This is a genomic window from Streptomyces sp. NPDC087787, assembly GCF_044743035.1.
Taxonomy (GTDB): domain Bacteria; phylum Actinomycetota; class Actinomycetes; order Streptomycetales; family Streptomycetaceae; genus Streptomyces.
The window spans coordinates 827,567-843,499 of the sequence record NZ_JBIUVQ010000001.1 but is presented as its reverse complement, the minus strand read 5'-3'; the positions used below and the strand labels follow the sequence as shown (position 1 = coordinate 843,499).

The window sequence follows — 15,933 nt, the reverse complement described above, 5'->3', positions numbered from 1 at the left end:
CCGCTGGTCTGTGTCCGAGTGTCCTACTCCTGCTCGTCCTCGCCGAACAGATTGAGCATGTCGAGCTGGATGTCGCCGCCCTCGACCTCGTCCAGGCCGAACAGGCCTCCACCCAACTGATCGGGGGCGGACTTGCCCCGCCGCTTCTTCTTGGCCGCTGGTGCGGTCGGGTGTTTCGGAGGGCCTCCGGTCGGAATCACGCGAGTCAGCGGACTGGTACCAGGGGGGTGGCGCAGGCTCTGAGCCGGGGGCGGGGTGAGGGAGGGGTGGGTGAAGGGCCGCCCCTCGGCCATCGCCTCGTAGACGCGGACGATCTCGTCCTTCGTGTCCTGGAAGACGGCGGGCTGCTTGTTCTTGAACGCCCGGAAGCTGTCCAGAACCAGGTCCAGGTCTGCGCGCTCGATCCCGTACAGGTGGAAGTACGCGGCGTCCAGCTCCGCACGCATGAGGAAACGACGCCTCTCGTCCCACACGAAGGGTGGCCCCTCGTCGCCGAGGTACTTCGCCCAGGGGGCCATCTCGTAGGAGGTGTAGGAGAGTTCCAGGACTCGGGGGCGAATCCAGTCGGCGAGGGGAGCGTCTTGGGTCCAGGGGGCGGAGAGGCCGTAGGTGGCAGGAGGCAGGACGGGAAACTGCTCCAGATAGGTGTACGTGAGGTGGGCGCCCTGCACTTTCTGACGGGCTGCGAAATCCAACACGAAAGCGGAGAGGTTGGCCAGCAGCGCATACATCGGTTCATCCGCAGACATTGGCAACATCACTGGCTGGGTGTGCCCCACAGCCGTCCTTGGTAGCACCGTCGCGATTACCGTGCGATCGTCCGATGCCCGGCACACATCACGCCAGCCCATTAGCCATCCGTGCCGCCACGCCTTGCGCGGAACAGATCTGTCTTCGGCCAGTCGTTCCTCGACGTCACCCTCAGCAACCCAATGGCGTGGCAGTGGAACGGCAGATGGATCGCGGTGAGCTTCGTGATCAAGCCTCGGGAGGGTGCCCTTGTTGATCTGGGCCTGAGTGGCGTTCTCAAACGTCGCAAAGCGGCTGTCGAACTGGTGGAGGAACTTCCCCTCATACAGAGGCAGATAGCGCACATCCTCACTGACAAAGACCGTGCCGTCACATGTTCCACCCTGACCAAAGAGCGTCTCGGCAGACTGGAACTTCTTGGAGGCCGTGGCCATGTCGAACATGCGGAGAAACGGCCCATTACCCAGCTTCCAAGGATCCGCCGGGCCACCACTGACGTGCCGCCGCAGCAGCGGCACTCGATCGTGCACCCCCTCCAACACGAGGAGATGACTCCGACTCTCACAAACCGGCGCCGTCCGCGTGTTCGGATTGATCCGCTTGAACCCCTCCTCATCCAGCGTGAACTCGCGAGCGTCCAACTGATCCGGCCGCCGCGCACGGAACGCGAGCCGCACGACCGGGTAATGCTTGGCGAGGTCGCGGCCCGCCATCGTGAACAGGCAGAACGCCACCCGGTTGGTGACCGCCGGAAACAGCTTCTCCTCGTTCTCCATGTCCAGCACGGCCACCATCTGCCGCTTCTCCACCAGATCCGAGAAGAACGACGCCGTCGTCTTGTCCGTGGCGATCCCCGTAGGCAGGACCAGCCCAGCCATCCCCTCCGGGCCGATCAGCTGCCGCGCCTTCTCCGCGAAGACGGCGTACGTGTTCACGTCACCGAAGCCGGTCTTCGGGAACAGCCCCGACTTCCGGTACATGGTGACCTGCCCCTTGGACTCCCGCTGGTCGAACTGGTACTCCACGTACAACTGGCGGTCGCCCTCGTTCGGGCGGCCCTCCTCGTCCACGCTGGTCGCCAGCGCCTCGATCATGCGGTCGCGGATGCTGGCCGTGTCCGCCGCGGCGATCTTCTCGTCCCGCGCCGCGAACCACTCCTTCTTCTGGATCTTGACCCGCTCCCACGGCGGGTTGCCCAGCACCGCGTCGAAGCCGCCCTGCCAGCCGGTCTCCGGGTTGACGTCGTCGGCCTCGTACTCCTCCACCCGGAAGACGCGCGGGAATTCCAGGTGCCAGTGGAAGAACTGGTTGCGGCGGACGATGTCCCTCAGCATCGCCTCAGCGCCCTCGTCCTCCAGCGGCCCGTCCTCCTCGTCCTTCTCCACGGCCCGCAGCACGTTCGTCGTGATGGGCGCGGGGACGCCCTTGTGCTTGGGCCACAGGAACGACGCGCACCACACGTCCGCGACCCGCTTCAGGTGCCGCAGTTCGGGCTGCTTCTCGAACTCCTTGTGGGCGCGGGCGTGCCGGCGCACCTCGGCCAGGCTGTGGTCACCGATCCCGGCGATCTTCTCCGCCGCCACGCGCACGGACGCCGTACTCGTCCGCACGACCCGCTCGGCGAACGGGAGGTGCTCCGCGCCCTTGCGTTCCCGGTCGTTTTGCTGGCGCAGCTCGGTGAGGACCTTCTGTTCGTCGCCCTCCAGCTTCTCGAAGGCGCCGTCCGGGATGCCCTTCTCCAGGACGGCCGGGGTCGCCCCCAGCAGGGCGTTCCCCGTCTTGATCCGGTCGTCCAGGTAGGCGAGGGGCTCACCGGGGGTCAGGGACTCCAGCCACAGCGACACCTTGGCCAGTTCGGCGGCGAGCGGGTTGATGTCGACGCCGTGGACACAGTGCCGCACGACCTTGGCCATCGCCTCGCGGACCAGCTCGGGGGCCGGCTGGCTCTCACCGTGCTGCATTCCCGCGTACCGCAGGGCGATGCGTCGGGCCGCCGCGACGAGGAAGTGGCCGGAGCCACAGGACGGGTCGACGAAGTTGATCTTCAGCAGGTGGTCCGGGACGCCGGAGGCGGCGTACCGCTCTATGACCGGGTCGAGGGCGGTGTCGAGGAGCTTCTCGATGAGGGGGGACGGGGTGTAGTAGGAGCCCGTCAGCTTGCGCTTGTTGCCCGCGACGAGGTCCTTCAGCTCGAACAGCTCGTTCTCCGGCTCGCGGGCGGGGACGAGTTCCAGCAGCGACTCGTAGACGCTGCCCAGTTCCTCGGCGCCCAGGTGCCGGTAGTCGACGCGGGTGGTGCGGCCCTTGTCCTTGATGCGGGAGAGCAGGCGTACGGCTTCCAGCAGGCGCTCGTTGGGGAGCTTCGCGGCCCGCAGGGGTTCCGGGCTGCCCGGGAGGCGGGTGGCCTGGGCCTCCTGGTCGATCTCGTCCGGCTCGGGGAGGTAGTAGAGGCCGCCGAGTTCGGGCAGCGCCAGCGCGGGCTCCCCGCCGATGGCGCCGAGGGCGTCGAGGACGCGCTTGAGGCCCTGCCACAGGTCGGTGTGGTGGTCGCCCTTCCTGCGGGAAGCGATCCGGCGCAGGCGGGCGGTGGAGAAGTAGAGGTTGTAGCGCTCGCGTGCCGCCTGGTTCGCCTTGACCTCCGCCTTGGTGGCCCTGGGGCCGGGGTGTTCGAGGAGCGCGTCGCGGTCCTCGGCGACGAAGAGGAAGATCAGCTGGTAGGCGAGGCGCAGGAGTTCGTGGTGGAAGTCGTCGAGGGCGCGGCGGCCTCCGGCCGTGATCGCCTCGGCCAGGTGCGGGTTGTTCTGGAGGAAGCCCGTGCCGAGGACGTTCAGCGCCTTGGCGACCTGGTCGCGCAGGAGGTTGCGGGAGCGGATGCCGGTTTCCACGGCGAAGTCGCGCCACCACTCCAGGCGGCAGTCCGCGGGGGTCAGCGGGAGTTCGTCGGGAGCCGCGAGGCCGTCGGCCGCCTCCTCCTCGTCGGCGTCCTCCTCGTCCTCCGCCACCGCAGCCGCCGCGCCCCGGCGCTTCTTCTCGGGCTTGGGCACCAGCTCCAGGCGGGAGGCGTGCAGCAGCGCGTACATCAGCAGGAAGTCGGAGAAGTCTCCGCCGCCGAAGATCGCTTCGAGGTCGAACTCGACGTACGCGGAGCCGACGAGGGCGGTGGAGTCCCGGAGCAGGCGCAGGACGCGGCCGTTGGAGAGGATGCCCCACAGGTGGTCCGGGGAGGCGTTGAGCAGCTCCTGCATCATCGACTGCGGGACGCGGGCGCTGCCCGCCGACCAGCGGTCGAGGGGGGTGCTCCAGCCGAGGAGGTGGACGGGGAGATGGTCCATCCACTGGTGGCTGACCTGGTACGGCTCACGGCCGGGCAGCTTGATGCCGCCGCGCCGGGCGGCGAGACGGCCGTAACCCAGCTCCTCCAGAACAGTGAGGAGCCAGACGCGGGTCGCCTTGGTGGGGTCGGCCTTGCCGTCGAGTTCCTTCAGTTCCTCCTGGAGGGAGGTGTACGCGGCGCGCAGCGCGTTCCACTTGCGGCTCGCGGCGTCCTCGATACGCACCCCGCGTCCGAGCCCGTAGTCGGCGGGGGCGCTGCCGGGCAGTTCGGGGTCGCCGGCACGGATCTTGGCGAGGAGGTCCGCGGAGAGCAGGCCGCCCTCGACGCGTACGGCGGCGGAGGCGGGGAGGCGGTCGGGGGCGAGGGTGGTCACCGGTCTCCTCCGGAGGCGGGGGGCTGTGCGGCCGGGGCGCTGAGGTACACGTACACGCCGAGCAGGTCCGGGTCGCCGGACGGCCGGACGTCGATGCGGCGCACGGCGGCGGCGCCGCGTTCGCGGCCGCGCTGGCCGGCGGCCTCGCGGACCCGCTGGTGGGCTTCGCGGAGCCGGTCCGCGAGGAGCAGGCCGCGGGCCTCCAGATGTTCCTTGATCTCGTCTTCGCGAAGTTCCGCGGCGGCGCGGGTGGCCTGCTGGTCGCGCAGGGCGGGCAGGGTGTTGAGATCAGGGGTGGCGGTGAGCAGGGCGGCGGTCTCCTCGTCGGACAGCCAGGTGCGGCCGCCGTCGTCACCGGTGCGCCAGGCGAGGACCTGGGCGTCGTCGGCGACCAGGACGCGCGGTTCGTCGCTCGCCGTGCGGCCGGGCAGGGTGAGGCGGAAGCGGTAGCGGGCGAGCAGCAGGACCGTGCGGCGGTCGACGGCGCGGGTGCGGATCACGCCGAGGCGGCGGGCCGGGCGCTCCTCAGGGGGCAGGCCGGTGTCGACGGCCGCGTCGAGGAGGTACCGGGCGAGGGCGCGCACCGCCGGGTCGGTGCGAGACAGGGCGTGTTCGCCGCGGGCGACGGGCAGGTCCTCGCGGAAGACGAGGTCTCGGGCGGTCGCTTTGGCACGGCCCTTGGCCTTCGCCTTGGCCGCTCCGCCCGGCGCGGCCATCTGGTCGGCGTCCTCGTAGAAGCCGAGGGCGTGCTTGAGGCCGGTGGGCAGCGGATCCACGGGGGCCTTGAAGCCCCGGTCGCGGGCGTCGCCGATCGGCTGGGCGCCCAGCTGGGCCAGGGACTCGCGGGTGAAGGTGGCGATGTCGCCGGGGTCGCCCAACGCCTGGCGCAGTGCGTCCAGTTCGGCCTCCACCTCCTCGGGGCGCAGACCGGAGTGGGCGAACTTGGTGAGGACCTTCGACTCGCGCTCGGCGGCCGACTCCCACTCCTTGTGGAGGGCCTCGCGGGCCCGGCCGAAGTCGGGGTCGTCCTCGAAGTCGAGGGTGAGCTGGCCCTCGGGCTGCTCGCCCCGCAGCAGCAGCGCGCTGGCGAGGGCCTCCAGGACGCCCCGGCCCTGGTCGGGGACGAGGACGGCCACGCCGGTCTGGTCGGCAATGTCCTTGTGCTTCTGGATAAGGACCTTCAGGACGAGTCCGTCGATGCCGGTGTCGGTGTCGTAGACGGTGATCTCGCGGACGCGGCGGCGGGGCTGGCCGAACCGGTCGACGCGACCCGCGCGCTGGAGGTGGCGGGTGGGGTTCCAGGACAGGTCGTAGTGGATGACGGCGCCGAAGTGCTCCTGGAGGTTGACTCCCTCGGAGAGGCAGTCGGTGGCGACCAGGACGTGCCGGCCGCGCCGGGCGGTCAGCTCGTCGACGCGGGCCTGCCGGGCGTCGGGGTGGAGGGTGCCGGTGACGGCCTCCACGCTGGCGCTGCGGCCCAGTTCCTCCTTGAGGTGCCGGGCCACGTACTCGGCGGTCGGGATGTAGTGGCAGAAGACGATCGGGTCGTAGCCGTCGACCAGCTGCCGCTTGACCCGGTCGACGAGGATCCGCAGCTTGGCGTCCGTCGTGGGGCCGGCGAGGGCGTCCGCCCGGTCGGCGAAGCCGGCCAGGGCCTTGGCCTCGCCCGTACGTCCCTTGCGAGGCCCCCCGGGGGTGGCGGCATCCTTGTCCGGGAGTGAGCCGGGCACCACGTCCATGCCCTCGGCGGTCTCGTCGTCGGTGAGTTCGAAGGCGGCGGCCCGGCCCAGCTTGTCGGCCTCGGCCGGGGTGCGGGTGGCGGCGATCAGGGAGCGGGCGCGCAGGGTGGCGGCGGCCGCGGCCGGCGAGGACAGGACGCAGCGCAGCAGGGTGAGCGCCGTCCACCAGGACATGCGCTGGCGGTGGTCGCCGCCGGGGCCGCGCACCTGGTGGCGGGTGTGGGCGAGGATGTCGGCGACGAAGCGCGCGTAGTCGGCGTCGAGCCGGTAGAGGGCGTCCTGGGTGTCCCGGTCCTCGGGGAAGGGCGTGTCCTGGCCGACGTACCGCTTGATGTCGTGGCGGCGGCGCTGCACGAAGTGGCGGGCCAGCTTGTCGCGGTCGGCGGACCGGTTGGTGTCCAGGGTGCGCAGGGACGGGTCGAGCAGACCGGTGAGCTTCGCGAACGCCTGCGGGTCGCCGCTGTGCGGGGTGGCGGTGACGAGGATGAGGTGGCGGTCGCGCTCGGTGCGGTCGGCGAGCGCGGACAGCAGTTCGTACCGTTTCTGCTGCTCGTTGCCGCCGGTGCCCACGCAGGTGTGCGCCTCGTCGATGATCAGCACGTCCGGGCAGTGGCGGCGGAACGCGTCGCGGCGCTCGTCCTGCTTGATGAAGTCGGTGGAGACGACCGTGACCGGGTAGTGGTCGAAGATCGACCGGTGGGGGTCGTCGATCGCCTTCTGCAGCCGTGCGGCCGTGGACGGCAGCACCAGCTCGGGATCCATACCGAACTTGTCGCGCAGCTCGCGCTGCCACTGCTCGGCTAGCGAGGGCGAGCAGAGCACGGTCATGTTGCGGGCGGAGCCCTGCTCCATGAGTTCCTTCGCGATCAGCGCGGACTCGACCGTCTTGCCGATGCCGACGTCGTCGCCGATCAGCAGGCGTACGGGGTCCATGCGCAGCGCCATCATCAGCGGCACCAGCTGGTAGCGGCGGGGCTCGACGGCGACCGCGTTCAGGGAGCGGAAGGGGCCGGCACCTGCCGTCGAGGCGATACGCAGGGCGGTGCGCAGCAGAGATGCGGACGCGAAGTCACCGGCCTCACCGGGCAGGGCCTGAGGCAGGCCGAAGCCAGGCTCATGGACCTCGTCCGGGAAGAAGGCCGCCACGAACTCGCGGTCCCCGTCCAGGGGCTGGGCGAGGACCAGGTCCTCGGTGCTGCCCGGCAGGACCACCCAGTCGCGGTCCCGGGCGCGTACGAGGGTGCCGGGCGCCCGGTCGGTCGTGGCGCTCATCGGTCGCCTCCCCTGTGGTCGCGGCCGACGCCGAAGACGTCCGGGTATGCGCGCACGGTGTCCTTCCAGTCGGGTTCGGCTCCGGCCCTGATCACCAGCCAGCCGTCGTCCATCATGCGGTACTCGTCCTGCTCGCCGAGCCGCCGTGCCCCGTCGTACTCCAGGAACACGGCGACCTCGGCTCCGGGGAGGTGGAAGACCGCGTCCGCGACGTCCGTGGCCGTCTCGTCGGGCAGCCGGTGACCGCCGTCCGCGAGGAGGCGCACGAACGCCTCGATGGGGGTGTCCGATGCCGGTTCCCGGCGCGGAGCGGGTGCCGTCGTCGAAGGCTCGGGGCGCGACTCGTCCCTCGTGCGGGAGTGGGCCAGCGCCACCAGCCACGGCGCGGCGCGGTGCCGGTCGATGCGGCGGTGGAAGCCCTGGTTGGAGTACGACAGCAGGCAGTCGTAGCAGCCGAGTTCACAGCGCTCGGCCGCGCCGTCGGCCCGGTCGAGGTCCTTGCCGTCCTCGTCGTAGTGGATGATCCGCAGGGCTTCCTTCGCCACCAGGGCGAGGGCGTCCTCGTCGTCGTACAGGCGGCGCAGTACGCCCGCTCCCCCCTCGGCGCTCTCGACGAAGAGGGTCCGGCCGTGCCGTTCGGCGTCGGGGAGGTCCTCGCTCTCCAGCTCGGAGTCCTCCAGCTGGAAGTGCGCCTCGATCCCGCGCTCCAGCGCGTAGCGCAGGGAGACGGCGGTGAGGTCGTCGACCGGCTCGGCCAGCCGCACCACGGCGATGTTCTTGGTGTCCTGCGCGTAGGGGATGACCTGGAGGGTCCGCTGCGCGCGGTCGAAGGACGCCAGCGACTCCTCCTCCGCGGACTCCTCCTGGGCAAGACGAGCCGCCTTGCCCTCCGAGAGCCATCTGCCGCTGACCGGGTCCAGCCAGAAGCCCTGCCCCGAGCGGTCCTGGGCGTCGCGCTTGCGGTAGCCGAGGTTGAGGACGCGGACACTCGCCGAGTCCCCGTAGGTGACCTCCGCCAGGGGCGCCCCGTCCGTGTCGCGCACCTGTGCCTGGTGGGCGCCGCCGGGCGCGTACCGATACACGGTCCGCAGGTCGAAACCTCGCTTGAGGCGCTCCTCCTCGTCGGAGGAGATCCGGCGGCGGGGCTCGGCGTGCACCTGCGTGAGCTGCATCAGTTTCGGCAGGGTGCGGTGGAGCGGGACGGCGCAGTTCTCGCAGCGGTCGGCTCCGTCGACGCGGTCGTGCCAGTAGCCGCAGGCCTCGCACAGCCTTACGTCGCTGGTCGCCACCTGTCCGGGACGGTCGCCCATCGGGACGGTCACGCGGTCGATGGTGTAGCGGTTGCCCTCGTGGTAGATCAGCGCGCCGGGGCCGAACTCGCCGATCGCGATGAAGCGGGGGCGCTGGATGTAGGCGCCGTTGCGCTGCCCGTAGATCCCGGCCGACCGCTCCCCGGGCACGTAGGCGGCCAGGGGCAGGCGGGGGAAGGAGTAGCCGGGCAGGAAGCCTTCGGAGGCGAAGTAGCGGTAGGTGTAGAAGTCCGTGTACGACCCGCTGTCGGCCTCGTTGCGCAGCAGCTTCAACTGGTTCTCGGCCTCGGCCCGCCGCCCCGCGGCCAGGTCGCGGTCCCTGCGGCTGAGGGAGAGGTCGTTGGCCCGGCGGTGCTGCTGTTCCACCTCGCTGCGCGCGGTGCGGTAGAGGCGGCGCCAGCGCTCGCACGCCTCGTCGAGACTGCCGAGCGCCTGGCGGACGGTGCGCTCGACCCAGCCCTCGTACCACCAGGAGGAGCCCGAGAGCTCGTCGTGGAGGGGGGCGAGAACCTCGGTGGCCCGACTGATGGCGCGCAGCCGGGCGGTCTCGCTGTCCAGGTCGTCGCGCACCCGCGACAGCAGGTTCAGGGGCCATCGGCCTTCCTCGTCCGCGGTCTCCGCGTCGAGGACGTCGGTGAGGCGGCTGCCCAGGTGGACGCCCGTCTCGGCCAGCCAGACCGCGTGGACGTGGGAACGGATCAGCTCCTCGTTGGCCAGGTCGAGCCGGGGCGGGGTGACACTGCCGGACACCATGAGACCCGGGCGGCGGAAGTAGTACTGGTCATGGGGGGAACCGGTCGAGCAGTAGGTGGTGACGAGAGCGGGCTGGCCACTGCGGCCGGCGCGTCCGGAACGCTGCGCGTAGTTGGCCGGAGTCGGGGGGACGTTGCGCATGCCGACCGCGTTCAGCTCGGCGATGTCCACGCCCAGCTCCATCGTCGGCGAGCAGTAGAGGATCTCCAGGTCCCCTTCGCGGAACGCGTCCTCACGGACTCGGCGGGTCGTGGCGTCCACCTGCGCGGTGTGCTCGTGCGCCCTGATGCCGGTGAGTCCGGCGGCCCCGGCACGGTAGAGGTCGCGGAAGTACGGGTTGACGCGGACGTCGGCCTCCGCGTCGGTCACCTTGCGCACCGGATCCGGTTCGGGTCTCGTGCCGTCACCGGGGAGCCAGCGCAGGGCGGAGGCGCGCAGCTGGTGGCCGTAGGAGCCGTCACGCTCGTCCGGGACGGCGGCGAGCAGCCCGCACTCGCGCAGCACCCGCATCAGGTCGCGGATGACCGCGTCGGCGTCGGCCACCGCGATGCGCTTGCCCGCCTGGCCGGGGAGGGCGGCGAACTGGCCGATGCGACGCAGGTATCGGCCGTATCCGCCGAGTCCGCTGAGATGCACGGTGTCGGCCGCCGCACCGGTCCGGCCGGGGCCCGCGTAGGCCAGGCGGGAACGGACACGCGGCTCGCGCGGGGAGAGGGCCCACGGAGCCACGAGGTGCGCCTGGCTGATGCTGCCGAGCCGGTCGAAGCCCTCCTGGGTGAGGCAGCCCACCTCCACCGCGAGGGAGCGCCGGAGTTCGTCGAGGAGGTCGCGGGCCAGCTGCTCGCGGTGGGCGGGTGTGTCACCGGTGAGAAGGGGATGGCAGCCCTCCCAGCACGCGAGGTCACTCGCGATCTCGGTGAGGGACGTGTAGTCGAAGCGCAGCAGGCCGGTCTGAGAGAGGTTGGGCATGGTGACGCGCCAACCGCGCTCCAGGTCGGCGTAGACGCGGTAGGCGAGGATCTCGCGCAGGGCCGAGTGGGCAAGGTCGCGCTGGTGGAACTTGGCGGTCGGCGCCTTGGCATACGTCTCCAGCGGGAGGGCGAGGGTTTCGAACACCGCTTGGGGTAGCCGGTCGTAGGTCAGCCCCTGCTCCCCCGCCGTTTCCAGGGCCCGGTACAGGGCACCACGTACTTGGCTGACCAGGGCGAAGTCGTTGAAGTGGCCGGCCTGGAGGCTGGCGTCCTGCCGGTTGTCGACGAAGGTGAGCAGTTTGCGTGCCCTCTTCGTCAGGTCGGGCTGGTCGCGCAGGGAGCGCACGACGCGGGAACTGATCAGGGAGACGGCGGAGCTGCGGCCTTCCGCGGAGAAGGTGCCCAGCTTGGCGAGGTCCTTGAGCCGCAGCTGCTCGTACGAGGTGCGGCAGTGCAGGCAGAAGCGGAACGGGGCGGCGATCCACCAGGCGCGCAGGCCCGTGCCGGGCTCGGTCGCCCGGCCGTCCGGGCCGACCCACACCTCCTCGGGAAGATCTCCGGAGCGGGCCTTCAGGACCGTCGACCGGCCGTCGTCGTCCGTCTCGACCCAGCTCGCCGGGAGGCGCCGGAACACGGCTTCCTCGTCGTGTGCGTCGGGCCAGGGCCGGTCGTCGCTGACGTAGAGGAAACCGTCGCCGTCGGCGGCCGGGGCGTCCGGGTCCTCCCGGGCTTCGAACACCGCACCCTCGTGCTCGGCGGGGCGGGTGACCACCAGGTACTCCTTGCCGCAGTCGCGGCAGAAGTGCAGGGGGACGAGCGGCTTGTCGCGGTGGTCGGGGACCCGGGTCTGGTACTGGCTGGTGAGGTGGCGACGGCCGGGTGGCTCGAAGCTGACGTAGACGGTGTCGCCCTTGGACAGGAACTGGTGCAGCCGGAAGGCGAACAGGGGCCTGTCCAGCTCCGGGTGCCTGGCCTTCGCGCCGACGCGCAGCACGGTCTCGATGGCGCGGTGGCATACCTCGGTGGACTCCCCGCTCGCGTCGGCCAGTAGCCCGGACGCCTGCGGGATCGTGAGCGGTGGGCGGCGGACGAGCCGCCCGCTGGGCTCCTCGACGGCCAGCCCCACGGTGTCCTCGACCCAAACCGCGAGGGGGTCGCGGCTCAGGGCCTCGTACTCGGGCGGGAGCTCGTCTGGTACAGCGGCGGCGCGACGGACGGCGTCGGCGAGGGGTTCGCGGGGGTGTACTCCGGGTACGGCGTCGGGTCCCGGGTCGGTCGAACGCTCCAGGGTCTCGCCGATGACCCGCTCCGGTTCGATCTTCGTACCGAACAGGCGCGTGGCGACGTCAGCGATCTCCTCCCGGGCCTCGGCGAAGGTGACGCCGGTCGCCATCGTGGCCGAGGTCCCGACGCACTGGAGGGCGGGTGCTTCGCAGGCGTCCCGCAGCCGGCGGACGAGCAGGGCGACGTCGGCTCCCTGGCGGCCCCGGTAGGTGTGCAGCTCGTCCAGGGCGAGGAAGCGCAGGCCACGAGCGGCGCCGATCAGCTCCCGCCGCTCGTCGGGGCGGGTGAGGAGGTACTCCAGCATCACGTAGTTGGTGAGGAGGATGTCCGGCTTCTTGCGCAGCACCTGATGCTTCTGCTCGGAGTCCTCCTGGCCGGTGTACCGCGCGAAGGTCACCTTGCGGCGGTCCTCGGGGACGCCCCACGTGAGGTACTTCTCCAGCTCGTGGAGCTGACTGTTGGCCAGCGCGTTCATCGGATAGACGACGATCGCCGAGATCCCGTCGGGATTCGGGTTCCGCAGCACCTTGTCGACGATCGGCACGATGTAGGTCAGGCTCTTGCCCGAGCCGGTACCCGTGGTCAACACGTACGAGTCTCCGCGGTCGGCCACGGTGATGGCCTCGCGCTGGTGCCGGTGGAGGGAGAGGGTGCGGCTGCCCGGGTCGTTGGGGTGTTTCTTGTGCCGGAAGTACTCCCGGCACATCGGGTGCAGCAGACCGTCGTCGCACAGCGAGGCGACCGTTCCGCCGCTGCGGAAGGTGGGATTCAGCGCGAGCTTGGGGTCGGGCCAGCGGGTCTTGCGCTCACGCTCGCCGGCGAGGTGGCTCTCGATGTCGGGGTCTCGTACGGCGACGAGGGAGCTGGTGAACGCCTCGTACTCGGCGATGAGGTCCTGATGGACACCGAAGACGTCCATGGGTAGGTCAGCCCCCTTGATCCCTTGCGTCCGCTTGGTCGCATGTCACGTCCGCGAAGCAGACCCCCTCCGGAAGACGGACCACGCAACTGATCCACCCTACTGCCCCGCCACCCTCCTTTCGCCGGTGGTTTTCCGTTCTCACGCTCCAGCCTTTTCAGGGGAGCCCGAATAGCGAGACGTGGTTCACTGCCTCCGATGGTCACCACAGGCAAGTCCCGAAGGGATGTCCACCCGTGCCCCATGAAGTCGATCAGTCGTTTCTCGCCCTGCCCCTACGTCCCCTCGCCGACGCCGCCCTGGCACGCGCGCGTTCGCTCGGGGCCGAGCACGCGGACTTCCGGTTCGAGCGGGTGCGCAGTGCTTCCTGGCGGCTCAGGGACGCCCGGCTCGCCGGTTCGTCGGACACCACCGACCTCGGGTACGCGGTGCGGGTCGTGCACGGCGGGACCTGGGGGTTCGCCTCCGGGGTCGACCTGACGCCGGACGCCGCCGCCAAGGTCGCCTCGCAGGCGGTCGCGATGGCCAAGCTGTCGGCGCAGGTCATCAGGGCCGCGGGGGCAGAGGAGCGAGTGGAGCTGGCGGACGAGCCGGTGCACGCCGAGAGGACCTGGGTGTCCTCGTACGGGATCGACCCGTTCTCCGTGCCGGACGAGCAGAAGTCCGCGCTGCTCGCCGAGTGGAGCGCGCGGCTGCTCGCCGCCGACGGGGTCGACCATGTCGACGCCTCGCTGCTGACCGTGCACGAGAACAAGTTCTACGCCGACACGGCCGGGACCGTGACCACGCAGCAGCGGGTGCGGCTGCATCCGCAGCTCACCGCCGTGTCGGTGGACGACTCCAGCGGCGAGTTCGACTCGATGCGCACCCTCGCCCCACCCGTCGGGCGCGGCTGGGAGTACCTCACCGGCACCGGCTGGGACTGGGAGGACGAGCTGGAGCGCATTCCCGGGCTGCTCGCCGAGAAGATGCGCGCGCCGAGCGTCGACGCGGGCGTATACGACCTGGTCGTCGACCCCTCCAACCTGTGGCTGACCATCCACGAGTCCATCGGCCATGCCACCGAGCTGGACCGGGCCCTCGGCTACGAGGCGGCCTACGCGGGCACCTCCTTCGCCACCTTCGACCAGCTCGGCAAGCTGCCGTACGGCTCCGAGCTGATGAACGTCACCGGCGACCGCACCGCCGAGCACGGACTCGCCACCGTCGGCTACGACGACGAGGGCGTCGAGGCGCAGTCCTGGGACCTGGTCAAGGACGGCACACTGGTCGGCTACCAGCTCGACCGCAGGATCGCGCGGCTGACCGGGTTCGAGCGGTCCAACGGGTGCGCCTTCGCCGACTCCCCGGGCCATGTGCCCGTGCAGCGCATGGCGAACGTGTCGCTCCAGCCGGACCCGGCGGGACTGTCGACCGAGGACCTCATCGGAAGCGTCGACCGCGGGATCTACGTCGTCGGGGACCGGTCCTGGTCGATCGACATGCAGCGCTACAACTTCCAGTTCACCGGTCAGCGGGCGTACCGGATTCGCAACGGCCGCCTCGACGGGCAGGTGCGGGACTTCGCCTACCAGGGCATCACCCCCCAGTTCTGGGGCTCCATGGCCGCTGTGGGCGGCCCGCAGACATACGTGCTGGGCGGCGCCTTCAACTGCGGCAAGGCACAGCCGGGCCAGATCGCGGCGGTCTCCCACGGCTGCCCGTCGGCCCTCTTCAAGGGCGTCAACATTCTGAACACCACGCAGGAGGCCGGTCGATGAGCCCGCGTACCAGCAAGCCGCACGAGGTCGTCGAGCGTGCCCTCGCTCTGTCCCGGGCCGACGGCTGCGTCGTGATCGCCGACGAGCAGTCCTCCGCCAATCTGCGCTGGGCGGGCAACGCGCTGACGACGAACGGTGTCACGCGCGGCCGCACCCTCACCGTGATCGCGACCGTCGGCGGCCGGGAAGGCACCGCCTCGGGTGTGGTGTCGAGGGCCGCCGTGACCGAGGACGAGCTGGAGCCTCTGGTGCGGGCCGCGGAGGCCGCCGCACGCGGGGCCGGGCCCGCCGAGGACGCCCAGCCGCTGGTCACGGACGTACCGCAGTCCCCCGGTTTCACGGACGCGCCCGCCGAGACCTCCTCCGCGGTGTTCGCGGACTTCGCGCCGGCGCTCGGCGAGTCGTTCGCACGCGCGCGTGCCGGTGGCCGCGAACTGTACGGCTTCGCCAACCACGAGATGGTGTCGACCTACCTGGGCACGTCGACGGGCCTGCGGCTGCGCCACGACCAGCCGGCCGGGACGCTGGAGCTGAACGCCAAGTCCCCGGACCGCACCCGATCGGCGTGGGCCGGGCGCTCCACGCGGGACTTCAAGGACGTCGACCCGGCGGCGCTGGACGCGGAGCTGGCCGTACGGCTCGGCTGGGCGGAGCGCCGGATCCAGCTGCCCGCCGGGCGGTACGAGACGCTGCTGCCGCCGACGGCGGTGGCGGACCTGCTGATCTACCAGATGTGGTCGTCCTCGGGCCGGGACGCCGCCGAGGGGCGGACGGTGTTCTCCAAGCCGGGCGGCGGCACCCGGGTCGGGGCGAAGCTGACCGGACTGCCGCTGACCCTGCGCAGCGATCCGCACGAGCCCGGACTGGAGTGCGCCCCCTTCGTGGTCGCGCACTCCTCGGGCGAGGACCAGTCGGTGTTCGACAACGGGCTGCCCGTCGCGCCGACGGACTGGATCGCCGGCGGCGAGCTGAGGCATCTGCTGACCACCCGGCACAGCGCGGCCCTGACCGGGCTGCCGCTCGCGCCGGCGGCCGGGAACCTGATCCTGGACGGCGGCGAGGACCGCTCGCTGGAGGAAATGGTCGCGAACACCGAGCTGGGGCTGCTGCTCACCTGTCTGTGGTACATCCGCGAGGTGGACCCCGCGACGCTGCTGCTCACGGGCCTGACCCGGGACGGCGTGTACCTCGTGGAGAACGGCGAGGTCACCGGCGAGGTCAACAACTTCCGGTTCAACGAGTCGCCGGTGGACCTGCTGGGCCGGGCGACGGAGGCCGGGCGGACCGAGAAGACGCTGCCCAGGGAGTGGAGCGACTACTTCACCCGGGCCGCGATGCCGGCGCTGCGCGTACCGGAATTCAACATGAGCTCTGTCAGTCAGGGCGTATAACCTCGTAGTCGGCTGTCACCCGACTGCCCGAAGAGCACCGAGCGCGCACCGAGCCGCATCTAGGAGACACGAGAACC

The 15,933-nt window shown here is 70.9% G+C and carries 5 protein-coding genes; 2 read left to right on the top strand and 3 right to left on the bottom strand.

Going from position 1 to position 15,933, the window contains the following annotated elements; translation table 11 throughout:
- Positions 1–23 precede the first annotated feature (23 nt).
- From ACIOWN_RS03855 to ACIOWN_RS03845, 3 genes are read right to left on the bottom strand one after another with little or no spacing between them, the layout of a single operon-like run.
- Complete coding sequence (locus tag ACIOWN_RS03855) at positions 24–4,457, bottom strand: Eco57I restriction-modification methylase domain-containing protein (protein ID WP_401980161.1); 4,434 nt, start codon at positions 4,455–4,457, stop codon at positions 24–26.
- Complete coding sequence (locus tag ACIOWN_RS03850; RefSeq protein ID WP_401980159.1) at positions 4,454–7,468, bottom strand: helicase-related protein; 3,015 nt, start codon at positions 7,466–7,468, stop codon at positions 4,454–4,456. Before ACIOWN_RS03850 ends, ACIOWN_RS03855 begins: the two co-directional genes overlap by 4 nt.
- Positions 7,465–12,705, bottom strand: a complete 5,241-nt coding sequence (locus tag ACIOWN_RS03845) for a DEAD/DEAH box helicase (protein WP_401980156.1) — start codon at positions 12,703–12,705, stop codon at positions 7,465–7,467. Before ACIOWN_RS03845 ends, ACIOWN_RS03850 begins: the two co-directional genes overlap by 4 nt.
- A gap of 236 nt (positions 12,706–12,941) precedes the next feature.
- On the opposite strand from ACIOWN_RS03845, the gene ACIOWN_RS03840 reads away from it, so the two are divergent.
- On the top strand, positions 12,942–14,465 hold the full coding sequence (locus ACIOWN_RS03840) for a TldD/PmbA family protein (protein WP_401980154.1): 1,524 nt from the start codon (positions 12,942–12,944) through the stop codon (positions 14,463–14,465).
- The gene (locus ACIOWN_RS03835; RefSeq protein ID WP_401980152.1) at positions 14,462–15,856 is read left to right on the top strand and encodes a metallopeptidase TldD-related protein; all 1,395 of its coding nucleotides are present in this window, start codon (positions 14,462–14,464) and stop codon (positions 15,854–15,856) included. The genes ACIOWN_RS03840 and ACIOWN_RS03835 overlap by 4 nt, the downstream gene beginning before the upstream one ends.
- The last annotated feature ends 77 nt before the right edge of the window (positions 15,857–15,933 follow it).